Annotated in this window: 20 protein-coding genes and 1 pseudogene; all 21 read left to right on the top strand. The window is 28.7% G+C overall.

The genetic code is table 11. The features are described 5' to 3' along the window. The first annotated feature begins 463 nt into the window (after positions 1-463). The 21 genes and pseudogenes from AC6H33_RS11530 to AC6H33_RS11430 all read left to right on the top strand — a co-directional run bounded on the left by AC6H33_RS11530 (position 464) and on the right by AC6H33_RS11430 (position 19,172). Entirely contained in the window at positions 464-718 is a 255-nt protein-coding gene (locus AC6H33_RS11530) for a hypothetical protein (protein WP_497606030.1), read from the top strand. Beyond that, positions 702-1,079: a type II toxin-antitoxin system VapC family toxin gene (locus tag AC6H33_RS11525; RefSeq protein WP_497606029.1), complete on the top strand. Its 378-nt coding sequence runs from the start codon at positions 702-704 to the stop codon at positions 1,077-1,079. The genes AC6H33_RS11530 and AC6H33_RS11525 overlap by 17 nt, the downstream gene beginning before the upstream one ends. Beyond that, positions 1,073-2,752, top strand: a complete 1,680-nt coding sequence (dnaG, locus tag AC6H33_RS11520; RefSeq protein WP_497606028.1) for a DNA primase — start codon at positions 1,073-1,075, stop codon at positions 2,750-2,752. Before AC6H33_RS11525 ends, dnaG begins: the two co-directional genes overlap by 7 nt. Before the next feature lie 81 nt (positions 2,753-2,833). Then, complete coding sequence (locus AC6H33_RS11515; protein ID WP_497606027.1) at positions 2,834-3,133, top strand: winged helix-turn-helix transcriptional regulator; 300 nt, start codon at positions 2,834-2,836, stop codon at positions 3,131-3,133. 271 nt (positions 3,134-3,404) lie between these two features. After that, the gene (locus AC6H33_RS11510) at positions 3,405-4,595 is read left to right on the top strand and encodes a UDP-N-acetylglucosamine 4,6-dehydratase (protein ID WP_497606026.1); all 1,191 of its coding nucleotides are present in this window, start codon (positions 3,405-3,407) and stop codon (positions 4,593-4,595) included. Next, positions 4,595-5,731: a LegC family aminotransferase gene (locus AC6H33_RS11505; protein ID WP_497606025.1), complete on the top strand. Its 1,137-nt coding sequence runs from the start codon at positions 4,595-4,597 to the stop codon at positions 5,729-5,731. The genes AC6H33_RS11510 and AC6H33_RS11505 overlap by 1 nt, the downstream gene beginning before the upstream one ends. A gap of 2 nt (positions 5,732-5,733) precedes the next feature. Continuing rightward, positions 5,734-6,333: an acetyltransferase gene (locus tag AC6H33_RS11500; protein ID WP_497606024.1), complete on the top strand. Its 600-nt coding sequence runs from the start codon at positions 5,734-5,736 to the stop codon at positions 6,331-6,333. Continuing rightward, entirely contained in the window at positions 6,330-7,328 is a 999-nt protein-coding gene (gene neuB / locus AC6H33_RS11495) for an N-acetylneuraminate synthase (protein ID WP_497606023.1), read from the top strand. Before AC6H33_RS11500 ends, neuB begins: the two co-directional genes overlap by 4 nt. Beyond that, positions 7,325-7,750 (top strand): annotated as a pseudogene (locus AC6H33_RS11490) (MaoC family dehydratase); the annotation flags it as partial. The gene neuB and the pseudogene AC6H33_RS11490, both read left to right, overlap by 4 nt. 18 nt (positions 7,751-7,768) lie before the next feature. Continuing rightward, the gene (locus AC6H33_RS11485) at positions 7,769-8,542 is read left to right on the top strand and encodes a GNAT family N-acetyltransferase (protein WP_497606114.1); all 774 of its coding nucleotides are present in this window, start codon (positions 7,769-7,771) and stop codon (positions 8,540-8,542) included. After that, the gene (neuC, locus tag AC6H33_RS11480; protein WP_497606022.1) at positions 8,542-9,708 is read left to right on the top strand and encodes a UDP-N-acetylglucosamine 2-epimerase; all 1,167 of its coding nucleotides are present in this window, start codon (positions 8,542-8,544) and stop codon (positions 9,706-9,708) included. Before AC6H33_RS11485 ends, neuC begins: the two co-directional genes overlap by 1 nt. Continuing rightward, positions 9,705-10,364 carry a PIG-L deacetylase family protein gene (locus AC6H33_RS11475; protein WP_497606021.1) on the top strand — a complete coding sequence of 220 codons (660 nt, stop codon included), beginning with the start codon at positions 9,705-9,707 and terminating at the stop codon, positions 10,362-10,364. The genes neuC and AC6H33_RS11475 overlap by 4 nt, the downstream gene beginning before the upstream one ends. Then, a complete protein-coding gene (locus AC6H33_RS11470; protein WP_497606020.1) occupies positions 10,361-11,407 on the top strand; it encodes a nucleotidyltransferase family protein in 1,047 nt (348 codons plus the stop codon). Before AC6H33_RS11475 ends, AC6H33_RS11470 begins: the two co-directional genes overlap by 4 nt. Next, positions 11,408-12,316, top strand: a complete 909-nt coding sequence (locus tag AC6H33_RS11465) for a Gfo/Idh/MocA family protein (protein WP_497606019.1) — start codon at positions 11,408-11,410, stop codon at positions 12,314-12,316. Continuing rightward, a complete protein-coding gene (locus AC6H33_RS11460) occupies positions 12,313-13,011 on the top strand; it encodes an acylneuraminate cytidylyltransferase family protein (protein WP_497606018.1) in 699 nt (232 codons plus the stop codon). Before AC6H33_RS11465 ends, AC6H33_RS11460 begins: the two co-directional genes overlap by 4 nt. Beyond that, positions 13,008-13,556: an acyltransferase gene (locus AC6H33_RS11455; protein WP_497606017.1), complete on the top strand. Its 549-nt coding sequence runs from the start codon at positions 13,008-13,010 to the stop codon at positions 13,554-13,556. The genes AC6H33_RS11460 and AC6H33_RS11455 overlap by 4 nt, the downstream gene beginning before the upstream one ends. Positions 13,557-13,575: 19 nt before the next feature. Beyond that, positions 13,576-14,346: an oxidoreductase gene (locus AC6H33_RS11450; protein ID WP_497606016.1), complete on the top strand. Its 771-nt coding sequence runs from the start codon at positions 13,576-13,578 to the stop codon at positions 14,344-14,346. Then, entirely contained in the window at positions 14,343-14,735 is a 393-nt protein-coding gene (locus tag AC6H33_RS11445; protein ID WP_497606015.1) for an acylneuraminate cytidylyltransferase family protein, read from the top strand. The genes AC6H33_RS11450 and AC6H33_RS11445 overlap by 4 nt, the downstream gene beginning before the upstream one ends. Before the next feature lie 2 nt (positions 14,736-14,737). Then, a complete protein-coding gene (locus tag AC6H33_RS11440) occupies positions 14,738-15,457 on the top strand; it encodes a hypothetical protein (RefSeq protein WP_497606014.1) in 720 nt (239 codons plus the stop codon). Further along, positions 15,454-17,703: an NACHT domain-containing protein gene (locus AC6H33_RS11435; RefSeq protein ID WP_497606013.1), complete on the top strand. Its 2,250-nt coding sequence runs from the start codon at positions 15,454-15,456 to the stop codon at positions 17,701-17,703. Before AC6H33_RS11440 ends, AC6H33_RS11435 begins: the two co-directional genes overlap by 4 nt. Before the next feature lie 53 nt (positions 17,704-17,756). After that, positions 17,757-19,172 (top strand): DUF8371 domain-containing protein, encoded by a 1,416-nt coding sequence (locus AC6H33_RS11430; RefSeq protein ID WP_497606012.1) that lies wholly within the window; start codon positions 17,757-17,759, stop codon positions 19,170-19,172. The last annotated feature ends 1 nt before the right edge of the window (position 19,173 follow it).

Raw genomic sequence — 19,173 nt, 5'->3', positions numbered from 1 at the left:
AGTACTTACGAAATTCAATATATAAGCGATTTTAAGGGCTTGAAACGAAGTTATGCTCTTAATTACAAATGATTACACTTCACCCAAAGTACATCAAATACAACCAAAGTACATTAACCAAGCACCCAAAGTACATGAAAACGATTAAAATTTACACCCAAATCACACTAGTTTACAACCAAAGTACACTATGCTCTAAAGACTATAAAAGACTTTTAAAGAAGTCTTTTTATTAGGACTCTTTTTAGGAGTCCATAAAAAGTAAAAGAAGAAAAGATAATTACGAAAATGAATCTATTAATCGCATGAAATGCTTGAAAAATTTCTATATTCATAATTCTTATTGTGTAAATTTTAACATATATTTGCATAGAGAAAAGAGTATCTAACATTATTGACAAAATAGTAGTATTTATATATAATATATTTTAGTATATGTAAATAGTTTATAAAGGAGATAGATATGCAAAGTATTGGTATTGGAGAAATTCAAAAAAATACTTCAGTTTTTACAAACATGACTGAAGCGATACAAATTATAGATAAAAGAAAAAAACAAGTACTTGCTATGGTTTATCCTGTAAAACAACATTCAGTTATAAAAAAATTATCGGGCAAGTATAAAAACAGAGTTCAAAAGAGTGATAAGTCACTTGAAGAGATCAAAGAGATTTCAATGATGGAAGCTATGAGAGAGAAATATGGTTTATCTTCTTGATACGAATATTATCATCCGATTTTTAGTAGGAGATAATGAGGAGCATTTGGCAAAAAGTACGGAGTATTTTGAACAAATTGAGTTAGGCTCAATGGAAGTTGAGATACTAAGTGATGTTTTGATGGAAGCTTTTTTTGTACTTACTAAGTTTTATAAACTTCCAAAAATAGAAGTAATATCTGATCTTAAAACTATTCTTTCATTTGAAGGTGTAGTGAATAAAGATAAAGTCATATTATTTGAGGCACTAAGTATTATTGAAAATAAAAATATTGATTTTGTGGATGCTTTGATATGTGCCAAATGTAAATTTCAAAACAATGAAAAGTTGAGTTTTGATAAAGATTTGAATAAATGCTAATCTCTAAAACTTCAATAGAAAATCTAAAAAATCAAATTGATATTGTTGATATAGTTTCTTCATTCATAGAGCTAAAAAAATCAGGTGCAAATTTTAAAGCTTGTTGCCCTTTTCATGGAGAAGATACACCATCCTTTACAGTGAGTCCTGCAAAGCAGATATATCATTGTTTTGGGTGTTCTAATGGCGGAGATGCTATTAAGTTTGTTATGGAGTACGAAAAGCTTTCATATCCTGAAGCAATAGAGAAGATAGCTGCACTTACAAACTTCAATCTTGAATATGATAACAATGACTCACAAGCTCTAAATACTTCGATTCTTGATGCGGTTAACAATTACTATCAAAACAATTTATTTAGCAATTCAAATGCACTACAATATCTCAACTCAAGAGGAATTACAAAAGAATCTATAGATAAATTTCAAATAGGCTATGCATCTAGCTCTAATGACACAATAACCTATCTAAAAAACAACTTTTTTGATTTAAACATGGCAAAAGAGCTTGGAGTCATTGATAGTGGTTCTAATGGCTTGTATGCAAGATTTATAGAAAGAATTACATTTCCAATATTTTTACAAAGTGGTAAGTTAGTAGGGTTTGGTGGAAGAACTATATCAGGGCATAATGCTAAGTATGTAAATTCTCCCTCATCTAAGCTTTTTAACAAGTCTGCATTGCTCTTTGGATATAACCTTGCAAGAGAAAGTATTTATCAATCAAAAGAGATAATCATTACAGAGGGTTATCTTGATGTAATAATGCTCCATCAAGCAGGATTTGCCAATTCAGTAGCAACACTTGGAACTGCACTTACATCTCAACACATACCGCTTTTAAAAAAATCAGATGCAAAAGTAATATTGGGCTATGACGGTGATAAAGCTGGTATGGAAGCTGCTTATAAAGCTTCAATACTATTAGCACAAAATGACTTTGTTGGTGGAGTTGTGATTTTTCAAAATGGACAAGATCCTGCTGATTATGTAAAAGAGGGTAGGGTAGATGAATTAAAGTCCCTACTTTTACACCCAAAGTACTTTGTTGAATTTGCATTAGATTACATTGTTAAGGATAATTTAGGAAAATATAGATTTGATATAAATAGGCCAGAAGAAAAACAAAAAATACTATTAAAAATAGAGGAATTTCTTTCTACATTAAAGCCTGTAATGGCTGAAGAGTTCAAGGGGTATGCTGCACATCTTATAAATTTACACCCAAAGTACATCAAGACACAAAAATCAAACACACTCAAAAACAACTACAAAACACCTAATAGCCCTCAAAATCAGATGATTGATATCACAGAAATTCTAATCTTACAAGGGATTTTAAACTATCCTGATAAAAAAGATATTATCTTAACTGCACTTGATAGTTCAATGTTTGATTTACACAGGGAAGAATTTGAATATTTACTAAATGGAAATATAGAAAAGCTAACATCAATTATTGCAAGAACTGAACTTCAAACATTAACCCTTAAAGAATATCAAATTCAACTATGTGATTTTTTATTGAAATATTATAAAAAACAATTTGAACTTATCTCTAAAGATAAAACTTTAACTTTCAAAGAAAAATCAACCGCTACAAAAGAGTTTAGAATAATTGAACAAAGATTAAAAGGTAGAAATTTATTGCCGTTTTTTAAATTAGCAAACTAATTTGTAATTATTATATATTTAATGAAGGAAGTTCAAAGTGTAAACAATGTATAATTGAAAAAATATTTAAAGATATAAATTATGCCAAAAGAAGAACTAAAATTATCAATTTTAAGAGAAGTTGAAACAGTAAATACACAAAGGGAACTTTCAGAGAAAGTGGGCTGTAGTGTTGGTACGGTCAATAGTATTTTAAAATTATTTATAAATGATGGATATGTTTCTTTAGAAGGTATATTGATAAATAATAAACTTAAAAATAAGTATTCTTTGAGCAAAAAAGGTGAGAATTATAGATATGAACTTACTGAAAAGCTTTTAGAAAAAAAGAAAAATGAGCTTCAAGCATTAGAGCAAGAATATAGAAATGAAAAAAGATAAAGGAACTCAATATATTGTGAGGGGGGGGGGGTAGCTAGTTTTGAAGGGTATTATATTAGCATGAGAGAGTGTTATAAAAATTCAATAAAATTTTATATTTATGCAAAGTATCTTAAAAATCTCAATTTACCAATATTTTTAAATCATGTATGTCTTCCAAAATTAATTATTTTAAGTACAACTTCGAGTCTTTTTTGTGATTTATTTATCTTCAAATTAGACTTAAAATATTTAAGCAGTATAGCTAATTTTATTGTAAGGAAATAGAATAATGTCCAAAATACTTAATCTGATTGGTAGAACAAAAGAACTTTTCATGGATGATATTAAAAACCATGAAAAAGAACTTTCGCAAATAGTATCAAATTCAACTTTTTTAGTTATTGGTGGTGCTGGAAGTATAGGACAAGCTGTAACAAAAGAGATATTCAAAAGAAATCCTAAAAAACTGCATGTAGTAGATATATCTGAAAACAATATGGTTGAATTAGTTAGAGATATAAGAAGTAGTTTTGGATATATAGATGGTGAATTTGCTACATTTGCCCTTGATATTCGAAGTTTAGAATATGATGCTTTTATAAAAGCTGATGGGAAATATGATTATGTTTTAAATTTATCAGCACTCAAACATGTTAGAAGCGAAAAAGACCCATTTACACTTATGAGAATGATTGAAACAAATGTTTTCAATACTGACAAAACACTTCAACAATCAATAGAAAATGGCACAAAAAAATACTTCTGCGTTTCAACAGATAAAGCTGCAAACCCTGTAAATATGATGGGTGCTAGTAAGCGCATTATGGAGATGTTTGTAATGAGAAAATCACAACAAATAAATGTTTCAATGGCAAGATTTGCAAATGTAGCTTTTAGTGATGGAAGTTTACTTCATGGATTCAATCAAAGAATTCAAAAAAATCAGCCAATAGTTGCACCAAATGATATAAAAAGATACTTTGTGACTCCACAAGAATCTGGTGAACTTTGTCTTATGTCATGTATTTTTGGTGAAAATAGAGATATCTTTTTCCCAAAACTCAGTGAAAATTTACATCTGATCACTTTTGCTGATATTGCAGTAAAATATTTAAACAATCTTGGCTATGAACCTTATTTATGTGAAACAGAAGATGAGGCAAGAGAATTAGCGAAAACTTTACCTGCTAAAGGTAAATGGCCTTGTTTATTTACTGCTAGTGATACAACAGGTGAAAAAGATTTTGAAGAGTTTTTTACAGACAAAGAAGTTTTAGATATGGCTAAATTTGAAAATCTTGGAATTATTAAAAATGAAGCTTTGTTTGATGAAGAAAAACTCAATAACTTTGAAAATACAATCAAAAACTTTAAAGCAAATTTATCATGGACAAAAGAAGATATTGTAAGAGAGTTTTTTACTATGATTCCTGATTTTGGACATAAAGAGACTGGTAAATATCTTGATGGGAAAATGTAATGCAAAAAATAGTTGATTTTATAAAAGAAACATTTAATACAAACGAGTTTATCCCTCTCCATGAACCAAGATTTTTTGGAAATGAAAAGAAGTATTTAAATGACTGTATAGATTCCACATTTGTATCAAGTGTAGGAAAATATGTAGATACTTTTGAAAAAGAGTTTGCTAGAACAGTTGGAAGTAAGTATGCGATAGCTACTGTAAATGGTACTGCGGCACTTCATATTTCTTTGATTTTAGCAGATGTAAAAAAAGATGATGAAGTTATCACTCAACCACTTACTTTTATAGCTACTTGTAATGCTATTAGTTATATAGGAGCAAAACCTATATTTGTAGATGTTGATTTGGATACGATGGGTTTGAGCCCTGAGTCTCTTAAAAACTTTTTGGAAACAAATTGTGAAATCAAAGAAAATACTTGTATTAATCAAACAACTGGAAAAATAATAAAAGCTTGTGTTCCTATGCATACTTTTGGGCATCCTTGTAGAATAGATGAGATAAAAGAGATTTGCGATATGTGGCATATAGCTTTAGCTGAAGATGCTGCTGAATCACTAGGAAGCTACTATAAAAACAGACATACAGGAACTTTTGGAAAAGTTGGAGCTTTTTCTTTTAATGGTAATAAAATCATAACTTCAGGTGGTGGCGGAGTTATCGTTACAGATGATGAAGTATTAGCAAAAAGAGCGAAACATATCACAACAACAGCAAAAATCCCACACCCTTATGAATATGTACATGATGAAATAGGATACAACTATCGTCTTCCTAATATTAATGCTGCTCTTTTAGTTGCTCAACTTGAACAATTAGAAAAATTTTTAGTTTCAAAAAGAGATTTGGCAACACAATATAAAGAATTTTTTGTAAATGAAAATATAACTTTTATAGAAGAGCCAAAAAAGTGTAAATCAAACTATTGGCTCCAAGCAGTTTTATTAAATGATGTAAATCAAAGAAATGAATTTTTGGACTTTACAAATAAAAATGGAGTAATGAGCCGACCTATTTGGAAACTTATGAATGAACTTGAAATGTTTAAAGATTGTCAAAAAACAACTTTAGAAAATGCAAAATATTTGGAAGAACGAGTTGTCAATATTCCAAGTTCGGTGATTTTATAATGATGCCTGAACGAAGTGAACAAATTATTAAAGAAAAAATAGTTTTAATAGGTGGCGGTGGGCATTGTAGAAGTGCAATTGATGTAATTGAGCTGACAAATAAATATGAAATCATTGGAATAGTTGACACAAAAGAAAATATAGGCAAACAAGTTTTGGATTATGAAGTTATTGCTTGTGATGATGATTTAGAAACTATTTTTCAAACTTGTAAAAATGCAGTGATAAGCGTGGGACAAATAGAGTCAAATCAAATAAGAGTTAAGTTATTTGAAAAATTAACAAAGATAGGTTTTAATTTACCCATAATAATTTCTCCAATAGCATATGTTTCTAAACACTCTATGATAGAAGAAGGAACAATTATTATGCATCATGCACTTATAAATGCAAATGTAAAAATAGGAAAAAATTGTATCATCAATACCAAAGCACTTATTGAACATGATTGTATCATAGAAGATAATTGTCATATTTCAACAGCGAGTGTGTTAAATGGTGGAGTTATTGTAAAAGAAAATACATTTTTTGGGAGCAATGCCACTTCAAAACAGGGTATAGAAATAGAAGGATTTATAAAAGCTGGGAGTTTAGTCAAATGAATAAAGTATTTATAATAGCAGAAGCAGGTGTAAATCATAATGGTTCAATTGAACTTGCAAAAAAGCTTATTGATGTAGCTAGTGAAAGTGGGGCTGATGCCGTTAAGTTTCAAACATTTAAAGCTGAAAAACTAGTTTCAAAAAATGCACAAAAAGCTGAGTATCAAAAAGAAACAACTGATAAAACAGAATCACAGTTTGATATGATAAAAAAACTCGAACTTGATTTGGAAACACATAAAGAACTTATCTCTTATTGTAAAACTAAAAATATTATGTTTTTATCGACTCCTTTTGACCATGAAAGTATAGAACTTTTAAAGACTCTAGGACTTGAAATATTTAAAATACCAAGTGGTGAAATTACAAATTTACCATATCTTAGACATATAGGAAAACTAAATAAAAAAGTGATACTTTCCACGGGCATGGCAGACATTGGGGAGATAGAAGATGCTTTGGATATTTTGATAAGTTCAGGAACTCAAAAAGAAAATATCACAGTTTTACATGCAAACACTATGTACCCAACCCCTATGGAAGATGTAAATCTAAAAGCTATGGTAACGATTGGAAACACTTTTGATATTGCTTTTGGGTATAGTGACCACACTTTAGGGATTGAAGTGGATATTGCAGCTGTTGCTATGGGAGCAAGTTGTATAGAAAAACATTTTACCCTTGATAAAACTATGGATGGACCAGACCATAAGGCAAGTCTTGAACCAGATGAACTTAAAGCGATGGTAAAAGCTATACGAAATATAGAATTAGCTCTTGGAAGTAGTATCAAAAAACCATCAAAAAGTGAAATTCCAAATATGCAAATTGCAAGAAAATCTATAGTTGCAAAAACTGAAATAAAAAAAGGTGATAAATTAAGTGAAGAAAATATCACTATAAAAAGACCTGGGAACGGGATAAATCCTATGAGATGGGATGAAATAGTTGGAACCGTTGCACAAAAAAATTACCATGAGGATGAAGTTATATGAGTAAATCTTTAGTTTTCAATAAAATTTCACTTGAAGAAATAGAAATAGGTATGAGCGTAAGTTATTCTCAAACTGTTACAGATGCAGATATAAAAGCATTTGCAGGGATTTCTGGAGATAGAAATCCAGTTCATTTAGATGAAAATTATGCTAATAATTCAAGATTTAAAAAAAGAATAGCTCATGGAATGATGACAGCTTCTTATTTTTCTGCTTTGTTTGGTACTAAGATTCCAGGGGAGGGTTGTGTATATACTTATCAATCGTTAAACTTTAAAAAACCTGTGTATATTAACGATACAGTTGAAGCTATTGTTACGGTAACAGATGTTGATTTAGAAAAAAGAAGAGTAAAATTTAATACCGTATGCAAAGTTGATAATAAAATGGTGACAGATGGAGAAGCTGAACTTTATGTTCCTATTGAATTTAGAAAAATTATGATTAATGATAAACGTGAATTATTACAATATAAGACACAAATTTTAGAGTTATTTGAACATAGTTTTGGTAGTAAAATGGATGATAATCTTTGGAATTGGGCATATATTGAAAATCCAAATGGAAACCCAATAGTTTCACTTTATTTTGATGGAGTAAAACTTGTTGGGCATTATGCTGTGATTCCAATAAAATTTCTATTTAATCAGAAAAATTTAGATGCTGTTCTTTCAATGACAACTATGGTCAACTTAGCTTATAGGAAATATGGTATTTTCATTGAACAAGCAAATGAAGTCTATGAGAAAGCTAATGAATTAGGTTATAAATTTGTATGTGGCTTCCCAAATAAAAAATCAGCTCCAGGATTTAAAAAACGATTAGATTGGATACTTGAAGAAGATTTATATGTAGCTAACTTTTCTTATGATGAACTCCAACAAATAGAAAAAAAAAGTTATCCAAATGCAATATCTTTTAATATGCAAGACAATGAAAATTCAGAGTGGAGATTAACCAAGCCAAATCAAAATTATTTTAAAAAAAATAACAATATTCTAAAAGAGTTTGAAGGAAATTTTGACATAGTCTTTAGTGGTGTTGACTTTTTAAATCTTGAAAGAGATAAAAAATATAACTTATTGCTAGACCATAGTTTAGATAAATATTTAGATAAAAAAGAGTTTGATTATATATTTGGTTATAGGTTGTTTGATGCTTCTTTAGAGGGTATTGAGTTTAAAAAAGATTTGATTATATCGGATGTATTTTAATGAAAAAGATATTAGCTTTTAGTTCCATTCGGTCTGATTATGATTTGATGTCACCTTTGTATAAATTACTTCATGAAGATAAGGATATAGATTTTAAAATCATAGTTAGTGGAGCTCATTTATCTCATAGTTTTGGTTATAGTGTGGAGCAAATTAGAAAAGATGGTTTTGATATTTTACTTGAAATAGAAACTCTTTTAAGCTCAGATACTGGATTATCGAGAGTAAAAAGTGCTAGTTTTTTACTTCAAAATAGTTTAGAGACTATTGCAAAGTTTAATCCAGATTTGATGATATTTGCAGGTGATAGAGAAGATGTACTTATGTATGCGATGATTGGAGGATATTTAAATATTCCAACTATTCATGTATTTGCAGGGGATCATGTAGAAGATGGCTACATTGACAACCCAATTCGCCATGCAACTTCAAAGCTCTCATCAGCTCATTTTGTAACACTAGAAGAGCATAAAAAAAGATTAGTTCGGATAGGAGAAGATAGAAAAAGAGTCTTTGTAACGGGAAATATTTCTTTGGATAAATTTGTTCAGTTTCAACCATTAACAAAAAATGAACTTCAAAATCATTTTAACTTACAAGATAGATTTGAAGAGTTTGCTTTGATGATTTTTCACCCTGTAACAGAAGAGATGCCTAATGTTGATACATATTTTGAGAATATTTTGAAAAATTTAGAACAACGGAATATCAATACTTTTGTAAGTTATCCAAATGTAGATCCTGGGAATCAAAAGCTTGTAAAAGTAATAGATAAGTATAAAGAAAATAAAAATTTCTTCTTTTATAAAAATTTAGATAGAGAACTTTTTATGTCTATCTACAAACATTCTAGGTTTATTATTGGGAACTCTTCATCTGGTGTTTGTGAATCTGCAAGTCTTAAAATTCCAGCTATCAATGTTGGACTTCGACAAACTGGAAGATATGCAGATAAAAATGTAATTTTTTGTGGTACAAGCTATCAAGATATAAGTGATAGTATAAATAGAGCTTTATCAAAAGAGTTTTTGGAAAATTTGAAAGATTTACAGAATTCTTATGGTGATGGTAATAGTGCAAGAAAAGCTTATGAAATTCTAAAAACTGTAAATTTTAAATCTATGATATCAAAAGTGGAAGACCCTTTAAAAGTGGAGTTGATATGAAAAATAAAGTCTTAATAATTGCAGTTCATCCAGATGATGAAACTTTAGGATGTGGAGGAACTTTACTAAAACATAAAGTAAATGGTGATGAGATACATTGGTTAATCTGTACGACAATAGATAAAGAACATAATTATTATATGAAAAGGGAAAAAGAGATAGAAGAAGTATCTAATCTTTATAACTTTGATAGTGTTCATAATTTACGACTAAAAACAATGCAAGTGGATGAATATACGGTCAGTGAACTTGTGAGTAAAATTTCTCAAGTGATAAAAGAAGTCCAACCAAATATTATTTATCTTCCTTTTAAAGGTGATGTTCATAGTGACCATAGAAAAATATTTGAAGCAAGTTACAGCTGTACAAAATCATTTAGATATCCATTTATCAAAAAAATATATATGATGGAAACACTTAGTGAAACAGAGTTTGCTCCAAGTACCAAAGAAGATAGTTTTGTGCCTAATGTTTTTGTTGATGTTAGTGAGTTTTTTGAGAAGAAAATAGAGATAATGAAAGTATTTGAAAGTGAAGTGGCAGAACATCCTTTTCCAAGAAGTGAGAGAAATTTAAAAGCTTTGGCAACTTTAAGAGGTGCTACTTGCGGATGTGAATATGCTGAGAGTTTTATGCTTTTGAAGGAAATTTTATGAAAAATATACTAAATATAAAACTTACTATAAATGCAACTATTAAAGAAGCTTTACAAATCATAGATGGTGGAGCGATGCAAATAGCATTGATAGTTGATGAAAATGATAAGTTATTGGGAACTTTAACAGATGGAGATATCCGAAGAGGTCTTTTGCGAGGGCTTGATTTGAATAGTTCTATAGAGTCTATTATTTTTAAAACACCTACTATTGCAAAAATAAGTGATACAAAAGAGGAAATTTTACAACTTGCACTTTCTAAAAAACTGCATCAAATACCAATCGTTGACGATAATGGGAAAATTTTAGGGATTCAAGAGATAGAAGAACTTATAAAACCAAAAGGAAAGATAAACAAAGTGATTCTTATGGTAGGAGGTCTAGGAACTAGACTGCGACCACTTACAGAAAATACTCCAAAGCCTATGCTCAAAGTAGGTAATAAACCAATTTTGCAAACTATCGTAGAAAAATTTGCAGAATATGGATATGTAAATATTGTGATGTGTGTCAACTATAAGTCACATATCATACAAGATTATTTTGGAGATGGAAAAGAGTTTGGTGTTAATATAGAGTATATACTAGAAGAACAACGAATGGGAACAGCAGGGGCTTTGAGTCTATTAACCCAAAAACCAATTGAGCCATTTTTTGTGATGAATGGTGATTTACTTACAAATGTAAACTTTGAACACCTACATGATTATCATATATCTAATAACTCTATGGGAACTATGTGTGTAAGAGAGTATGATTTTCAAGTTCCTTATGGAGTTGTAAATATAAAAGATAGTAGGATATTATCTATTGAAGAAAAACCTACCCATAAATTTTTTGTAAGTGCAGGAATATATATGCTTTCTCCTGAAATATTAGAGTATATTCCACAAAATGAATTTTATGATATGCCTACTTTGTTTGAAAAAATTATAAGTGAAAACAAAAATGCTATATCATTCCCTCTTAGAGAATATTGGCTAGATATCGGACGAATGGAAGAATATAAAAAAGCAAATGAAGAATATGACGAGGTATTTTAATTGAAAGTTTTACTTATAGGTTTTGGTTCAATAGGAAAGAGACATTATGATGTACTATCTAAACTATCTGAAATTCAAAGTATAGATTTAGTTACTAAACAAAATATCGAAGATAAAATTTGCTATAAAAAACTAGAAGGTGTCGATAATATAAATCAATATGATTATTTTGTAATAGCTAGTGAAACCAATAAACATTTTGAACAATTAAAATTTTTAGAGGAAAATGTAAAAAATAAATTAATTTTTTGTGAAAAACCTCTTTTTGAATCAAAAAAAGATTTAGAAATAAAAAATAATAAAGTATTTTTAGGATATGTTCTTAGATTTCATCCCTTACTTGAAAAATTAAAAGAATTTGTAAAGAATGAGAATATTATTTTAGTAAATGCAAAATGTGGGCAATATTTACCATCTTGGAGACCACATACAGATTATAAAAATTGTTACAGTGCAAAAAAAGAAGAAGGTGGTGGAGTATTATTGGATTTAAGCCATGAGATTGATTATGTTCAATGGTTATGTGGGCAAATAAATGAGATAAAAAGCTATCAGGTAAAAATTTCAGATTTAGAGATAAATTCTGATGATTTAACTATGTTACTAGGGAAAACAAACAAAAATATCCTAGTAAATATTTCAATAGATTATATAAGTAAAAATACTCATAGAAAATTATTTGTTGAAACTTTTGAACATACTTATGAGTTAGATTTTTTATCAGCTAAATTAACTAAAAAAAATAAAACTGGACTTGAAGAGATATATAGTTTTTCAAATTTAGAAAGAAATTATATGTTTGAAAAAATGCATTTGGATATTTTTAATCAACAAAAAAATATCTGTACTTTTATAGATGCTTTAGAAGTAATGGATACTATATCAACTATACAGGAGCAAAACAGATGAGTAATATCTTATGTACAATTTGTGCAAGAGGTGGCAGTAAAGGTGTTAAAAACAAAAACATCAAAGAGCTTCATGGCAAACCACTTATCGCTTACACTATAGAACAAGCAAGAGCCTCAGGACTTTTTGAACATATAGTCATAAGCACAGATAGTGATCAGATAGCAAATGTAGCAAAACAATATGGGGCAGAAGTGTTTTTTAAAAGAAGTCCTGAAATGGCAAGTGATACTGCTGGAAAGTTAGATGTGATAAAAGATGCTTTCAAAAGAAGTGAAGAGCACTATAATAGAACTTTTGATTATTTGATAGACCTAGATGCAACTGCACCTCTTCGTAGTATAGAAGATATAATAAACTCTTTTAATCAGCTTAAAGAAAATGACAATGACAATCTAATCACAGCAATGCCTAGCAGGCGAAGCCCATATTTTAATCTAGTTGAACAAAATAAAGATGGAAAAGTATATTTATCAAAAAAACTTGATAGTGCAGTAGTACGAAGACAAGATGCTCCTAAATCTTATGACATGAATGCTTCTATTTATATATGGAAGAGAGATGTTATTTTAAATGAGGGTTCTTTATTTTTAGAAAAAACAGGATTATATGTGATGCCAGAAGAAAGATCAATAGATATAGATAATGAGCTTGATTTTAAATTTGTAGAGTTTTTGATAGAAGAGAGATCATGATTAACAATATTATAAGAAAATATAAATTCGATAAGCATTCTGATAGATTAGGACCTGATTGTCCTTTTACACATTGGAAATTATATTTTAAAAACTCTATGCAAGATATATGTAAAAAAAAGTTTAAAAGTTTTGGTAAGAATGCTGAATTTAGGGCAGGAGCTTATGCAATTACTTGTTCTAAAATTTCGTTAGGAGAAAATGTAATTATAAGACCTAATTGTATGTTATTTGCTGATCCAAGAGAAGAAAAAGATGGAGAAATAATTATAGAAGATAATGTAATGTTAGGTTCAGGGGTACATATATATGTAGCAAATCATAGATATGATTTAAAAAATATAGATATTATTAATCAAGGTCATTATTCTGCAAAAACTGTAATTTTAAAAAAAGGTTGTTGGATAGGGGCTAATACAATAATTTTACCTGGAGTAACAATTGGTGAAAATAGTGTTGTGGGTGCAGGTAGTGTTGTTACGAAAGATGTTGCTTCTCATACTTTGGTAGTAGGTAGTCCTGCAAAATTTATAAAAGAAATATAATTTAAAAGAAAGAATTAAAATGTTAGAAAATAAAGTTGTTGTAATAACAGGTGGAGCTGGACTTATAGGAAAAGAGTTTGTAAAAGCTGTAGTTGAAAATCAAGGAATCGCTATAATAGCTGATATAAATGAAGAATTAGGATTAAAAGCAAAAGAAGATTTATCAAAAGAGTTAAATACTATAAATATAGATTTTGTAAAACTTGATATCACTTCGAAAAATTCTTTAACTGAATGTATAGAATACTTGGACAAAAAATATCAAAGAATTGATGCTCTTGTAAACAATGCCTATCCTAGAAATAAAAACTATGGAAAACATTTTTTTGATGTAGTGTACGATGACTTTGTGGAAAATTTAGGATTAAATCTTGGTGGATACTTTACAGCATCACAACAATTTGCACTTTATTTTCAAAAGCAAGGTTATGGAAATATTGTAAATATTAGCTCAATTTATGGGGTAGTTGCGCCACGATTTGAAATATATGAAGGTACAACAATGACTACTCCAGTAGAGTATGCAGCTATAAAATCAGGGCTTATACATCTTACAAAATATATGGCTAAGTATTTTAAAGGGATGAATATCAAAGTAAATGCTTTAAGTCCAGGGGGAATATTTGATAGTCAACCAGAACCATTTTTGGCAAAATACAAAGAGCAATGTTTAAATAAAGGAATGCTTGATAAAAGTGACCTAAAAGGAACTTTAGTTTATTTATTGAGTGATATGAGTAAATTTGTTAACGGACAGAATATTGTTGTTGATGATGGGTTTTGTTTATGAGTATAATTTTACAACCAACATCACCACTTAGAGGTGCAAACGATATAGATAATGCGATAGAGTTTATGTTTGAAAAAAATGGTGATGCAGTAGTATCAGTATGCGAACTTGAACATCCAATCCATTGGAGTGGTACTTTACCAAAAGATAAAAATATGAGTAAATTTCTTGATAATGTAGCAGTTCAGTCAAGAAGTCAAGATTTGGAAAAATACTATAGACTTAATGGAGCTATTTATATCTGTGATGTACAGAAGTTTTTAGATGAGTGGTGCGTGTTTTTAAAAGAGAATATTTTTGCATTTGAAATGGCTCAAGAAAAGTCTGTTGATATAGATACAAGATTGGATTTTAAGATAGCTGAAGTTATGATGGAAGAATATAAATAATTATGAACTCATCTCTTCAGGTTAATATCTCAAATAAAAAACAGTATCTCTATGTTTGGCTTGATATCCTAGGGTTTAGTGATATTTTAGATAAACAAGATAGTTATAAAGAGCTAATAAATCTGTTGAAATATTTTAGAAATAAATTTGAGAGTATGGAATTAACAACTAAAACATTAATTATCTCGGATGGTATAGTTTTGATTTTTGAGTTAAATAAAGAGATAGATTCATTAAATAAAATTTTCCAAAATATTGCCAAAATACAAGAAGAGTTTGTGCTTGAGAAGAATTATTTTTTAAGAGGTGGTATGGCTGTAGGTACTATTGAAGAAAATGAGCAAGATGATGGTTTGAAGTATTTAATTAGTAATGCATTATCAAAAGCTTATAATCTTGAGAGTAAATTTGTGAAATACCCTATAATAGCTACAAGTAAAAGTGAGATAGCTAAACTCAATGAGTTTTATTTTGCAGAGAAAGGCATAGAAGAGTTTGGATTACTAAAAAGCTATAGTACATCATCAAAAACTGGAAAAGAAGAGTACATCTATTTTATAGACTTTATAAGTAATAAAAGGTTTGAAGATATTTTAAAAGTAGGTTTAAAAAAACATCAATCTTCACCTCAAGTTTTAGAAAAATATATATGGCTTTATAGATACTATAATCAAAAATTTGAATCAAATGCCAATAGCCATATCGGCGGTGTTGCACTATGAAATTCATTGATGTACCTCTAGAGAACACTATCTCAAAAGAAGTGATGTTTTTAAGTGATACTATAGAGAAATATAATAATCTTGTGCTACTTGGCTCACCTGGAAGTGGTAAAACCTCATTACTTGATAAATATGCTAGTGAAAATAGCAATGCTTTTAAAGTGTCTGTAAAAGAATTTTTGAAACTAGATGTAGAAGTCCCTGAAAGCAGTAACATATTACTACTTGATGGTTTAGATGAGTATAGAAGTTTTGAAAAGGATAAAGCTTTTGTTGTTACAGAGTTGGCTCATAAACTAAAAAAATACAGTTGTAAAAAACTTATAAGCTGTAGAGAGTTAGATTGGTACGGTGACAATGACAATAGAGTACTTCAAAATAGTCTTAATGAGTATTTTGAGATTTATAGAATAAACACTCTTAATAAAACTTTACAAGCTAAAATGATAGGTCTTTTTGATAGCAGTTTAGACTCTAGTAAAGTAGTTGAAAAGTTTGCTTTTACAGGCTTACTTCAAAACCCACAACTTTTAAAAATGATTGTACAAACATACAACAAAACAGAAGAAACTTTAAATACCAAAAAAGATATTTTTGAAGCTTTTATAAAAATAGCTGGACAAGAACATAATTCTCAGCATAGCAGGATAACTATTAATAACGAGGATATCTTTAAATACAATGGCTATTTGGCATTTTTTTATATGCTAAGTGATGTAAGTACTTTTGATGATGAATTTTTAGCTCAAGTTGCTAATGAAAAATTTAATTTGGATATTTTAAAAGATGTTGTTAAGTCAAAGCTTTATACTCAAAATACTATTTTTATACATAGAACTATAGCAGAGTATCTGTGTGCGAGATTTATAGTTGAGTATAAACTCAATACAGATAATAAACTTTTCAAAAGAAGAGTTAAGACTCTTTTTATAACTAAGCACGACAAGATTGTTTCTGAACTCAGAGGTGTTTATAGTTGGATTGGGGTTCTTACTCAGGATATGGAGTATATATCTGTTGATCCTTTTTACCAGTTAGTCTATGCAGATAATAGTTTTTTTAATGCCGAGTTTAAAAAAGAGATACTAACAAGTATCAAAGAGTACTCTAAAAAAGAGCCTTATTTTTTTAATGCACATATAAATACAAGGCTAAGAGGTTTTTATGCAAAAGAGTTAGATGAGTTTTTAATAGAAGAATTTCAAAATTCAATAAAGCAGAGTAATCATTATTTACTTTTAATATCACACATTATCATAGATGCACAAAATATTTCGTCAAAATTAAAAGAGTTTATAACTGACAAGATAAATGATAGTGCAGTAAATCCATATATTAAAGAAAATTTGATAGTTCATTTTGATAAAGATGATAAAAAAGAGATTTTAAAAAAAGTACTAAATGGAATCATAGAAGATAATGAATACAATACCCTCAAAGAAAAACTTATTAGAAAACTTTATCCAAAAGATATAGCGATAGAAGAACTTATAGAGGCACTAAAAAAATATAATAAAAGCAATATGATGGGGCAGTGCTTTTATCTTTTTGATACAAAGTTTGAGGATAAGTATAAACTAATAGATGAACTTTATAAAAATCTACAAGAGCTTACAAGTGATGAAAATATACTTAGTTTTGAAGAAAGAGAGCCATTTTATAGTATAGAGTTTTTTATAAAAGATTATTTTGTGGAGCTTTGTTTGAATTACAAAGAGAAGTACTCTGCGAAAGATATATATGATATATTAGTACATTTTCATAGCTACTATGAGAATTATGAGCAGTTAGAGTTTGAAGCATATACAAAAGAGACAAAAGAAAAGTTAGAAACTTCTCATAAGCTATTGGAAGAGTTGTCAAATGAGCTATTTACTATCTTTGTAAAAAAAAGAATTAAAGTAAGCAGTATAGACTTTTATGATTTTGACAATATTTTTTCATTGGTAAAACCTACTCTTAAGTCAGAAATATTTCTCAAAAATATGAGTGAAAAGCAAAGTGAAACTATAAATAAAGAGTTGTTCTATAATGCTATGGTGTACTACAAAGACAAAGAACTAAATAGTGAGTTTGAAACTACAGCAAAGAGATATAGCTTTGAAAATGTTTTAGAGCAATTTAAAAACCCTTTAAAATCAAAGTGGGAAATAGAGTCGGAACAACGACAGCAAAAAAAAGAAGCTGAATTAAAAGAGAAAAGCATAAAACATATTTTGAATCTAAAACTGATAATGATATTTTGAATTCGTTTAATGACTTGAAGTGGGCATACTTTTTTCTAAGCCAAGGAAAAGGCTTGATAGATGATGAAACTAAAAAAAGACTTGAAAGTATACTAAAACAACTTTTAGAAAAGTATCTTTATCGTGATGAAGCTAATTTAACTAAACTTTTGCCTAGTATAAACAAACACCGTGAAATCGATATGATTTATTATGAAGCACTTACTCTCAATGAAGATAAAGTAAATTTTGATGCTTTGGATAGAGATCTAAAAGAGTATCTGTATGTTTTAGATGTGGAAAGAGAAAATGTCATAAATGTAGATCATGCAGAAAAGTTTAGAAAGTATGCTGAAGAGAGCTTTGCTTTAGAAGTATTAAGAAGAGCAATAGATAAATTGCTAGAGGATGAGAAGTTAAGGTGCTATATCGAAACTTTGGAAGATATAAAGATACTAAAAAACTTATTACATTTTTATAACTCTCAAGATACTAAAAAAAGCATAGTAGAAAACTTGGTAGAAAATATACATTTTACGATTGGTAATGATGATTTAGAATATATTTTTGACACCTATGGAGTACTAGAAGCAAATCTGATTTATAAAGTAAAAAAAGAAGAATTGCTAAGTCAGGAAGAGCTTGTAAATTTGTATTCAAAGCTATTTAGATTTGATGATTACAAGCATAATTTTAAAAAGTTAGATAGCTCCTATAAGAGACAACTAATATACAATATGATGATAATTTTTAAAAATAAAAGAATGTTAAAGTTTAGTAGTGGAGTTCAAACTAGCTATGATGAAGTAGCAAACTTTTTAAACCAAAAATCATTAGGTATTTTAGAAATTGAAGAGTTAAATAAGTTATTAGAAAAAGTAGATACAGAGAGCTTTTGGCATGACTATATTTTAAATGAAATTAGTACTAAGTCTCAAAATGAAGCAAATAATTTTAATAGGCTCAAAGTCCAATCTCTTGTAGAGTTTATAAACAAAAGTGAGATTTTAGACTACAAAGATTTTTTTGAAGAGTTTTGCTTAAGACTCTTAGATATTAAAATAGCAATAGAGGATAATAGAGACAATGAAAGAGAACTGTTTTATGTAAATCGAAAAGCAAAAACAGAAAATGAATGTAGAGATGTGATTGTTGGGAAATTAAAAGATAAGTATCAAGATATCATAGTGTCAAGAGAACAACAAGAAGCAAACAATAGAGCTGACATAAATATAAAATACAAAAAAAATAATAACCTTGAGATACAAATTGAGTGTAAAAGAGATGATAATAGTGAGATATACGCAGGCATAAAAGAACAACTTATAGATAAATACTTTGCGACACATGTGAGTTATGGAATTTATTTAATTTTTTATTTTGGAGAAAAAAAAGATATGCAGAAAATGCTTGATAAGATAAAAGAAAATATTTCATCGGAGTATGAAAATAGTGTGAAGATTGTGTTGATTGATTTGAGGATTGATTGAT

Source organism: Sulfurimonas limnophila, from assembly GCF_059705345.1.
This window is presented reverse-complemented; position numbering and strand designations above follow the sequence as displayed.

What these genes read in the sequence shown, in the direction of transcription:
- AC6H33_RS11530 (WP_497606030.1), top strand. Translation starts at nt 464, where the DNA reads ATGCAAAGTATTGGTATTGGAGAAATTCAAAAAAATACTTCAGTTTTT.
- AC6H33_RS11525 (WP_497606029.1), top strand. Translation starts at nt 702, where the DNA reads ATGGTTTATCTTCTTGATACGAATATTATCATCCGATTTTTAGTAGGA.
- dnaG (WP_497606028.1), top strand. Translation starts at nt 1,073, where the DNA reads ATGCTAATCTCTAAAACTTCAATAGAAAATCTAAAAAATCAAATTGAT.
- AC6H33_RS11515 (WP_497606027.1), top strand. Translation starts at nt 2,834, where the DNA reads ATGCCAAAAGAAGAACTAAAATTATCAATTTTAAGAGAAGTTGAAACA.
- AC6H33_RS11510 (WP_497606026.1), top strand. Translation starts at nt 3,405, where the DNA reads ATGTCCAAAATACTTAATCTGATTGGTAGAACAAAAGAACTTTTCATG.
- AC6H33_RS11505 (WP_497606025.1), top strand. Translation starts at nt 4,595, where the DNA reads ATGCAAAAAATAGTTGATTTTATAAAAGAAACATTTAATACAAACGAG.
- AC6H33_RS11500 (WP_497606024.1), top strand. Translation starts at nt 5,734, where the DNA reads ATGCCTGAACGAAGTGAACAAATTATTAAAGAAAAAATAGTTTTAATA.
- neuB (WP_497606023.1), top strand. Translation starts at nt 6,330, where the DNA reads ATGAATAAAGTATTTATAATAGCAGAAGCAGGTGTAAATCATAATGGT.
- AC6H33_RS11485 (WP_497606114.1), top strand. Translation starts at nt 7,769, where the DNA reads ATGATTAATGATAAACGTGAATTATTACAATATAAGACACAAATTTTA.
- neuC (WP_497606022.1), top strand. Translation starts at nt 8,542, where the DNA reads ATGAAAAAGATATTAGCTTTTAGTTCCATTCGGTCTGATTATGATTTG.
- AC6H33_RS11475 (WP_497606021.1), top strand. Translation starts at nt 9,705, where the DNA reads ATGAAAAATAAAGTCTTAATAATTGCAGTTCATCCAGATGATGAAACT.
- AC6H33_RS11470 (WP_497606020.1), top strand. Translation starts at nt 10,361, where the DNA reads ATGAAAAATATACTAAATATAAAACTTACTATAAATGCAACTATTAAA.
- AC6H33_RS11460 (WP_497606018.1), top strand. Translation starts at nt 12,313, where the DNA reads ATGAGTAATATCTTATGTACAATTTGTGCAAGAGGTGGCAGTAAAGGT.
- AC6H33_RS11455 (WP_497606017.1), top strand. Translation starts at nt 13,008, where the DNA reads ATGATTAACAATATTATAAGAAAATATAAATTCGATAAGCATTCTGAT.
- AC6H33_RS11450 (WP_497606016.1), top strand. Translation starts at nt 13,576, where the DNA reads ATGTTAGAAAATAAAGTTGTTGTAATAACAGGTGGAGCTGGACTTATA.
- AC6H33_RS11445 (WP_497606015.1), top strand. Translation starts at nt 14,343, where the DNA reads ATGAGTATAATTTTACAACCAACATCACCACTTAGAGGTGCAAACGAT.
- AC6H33_RS11440 (WP_497606014.1), top strand. Translation starts at nt 14,738, where the DNA reads ATGAACTCATCTCTTCAGGTTAATATCTCAAATAAAAAACAGTATCTC.
- AC6H33_RS11435 (WP_497606013.1), top strand. Translation starts at nt 15,454, where the DNA reads ATGAAATTCATTGATGTACCTCTAGAGAACACTATCTCAAAAGAAGTG.